This window comes from Kitasatospora sp. MBT63, assembly GCF_000710465.2.
Classification (GTDB): Bacteria; Actinomycetota; Actinomycetes; order Streptomycetales; family Streptomycetaceae; genus Kitasatospora.
In genome coordinates this window covers 1-244 of the sequence record NZ_JAIZ01000811.1, presented here as the reverse complement: position 1 = coordinate 244, position 244 = coordinate 1, and the positions used below count along the sequence as shown (strand labels likewise).

At 72.5% G+C, this 244-nt stretch carries 1 protein-coding gene; it reads right to left on the bottom strand.

Features of this window, described 5'->3' with window-relative positions; translation table 11 throughout:
• Positions 1 to 196, bottom strand: a 196-nt coding sequence (locus tag AA75_RS51565; protein WP_206743468.1) for a hypothetical protein, incomplete at its 3' end; no start/stop codon positions are given.
• Between the last annotated feature and the right edge of the window lie 48 nt (positions 197 to 244).

Here is a 244-nt window from a genome sequence, read left to right as displayed (position 1 = left end):
CGGTAGCCACCACCGGACGGACGGTCGCCGTAGGACGGGCGACCGCCACGGTCGCCGCCACGGTCACGGTCACCGTATGAAGGACGGTCGTCGCGACGCGGACGGTCGTCACGCGGACGGTCGTCACGGTTGAAACCGCCACCACCGGACGGACGGTCGCCACGGTCGCGGAAACCGCCACCGGACGGACGGTCACCACCGCCACGGTAGCCACCACCGGACGGACGGTCGCCGTAGGACGGGC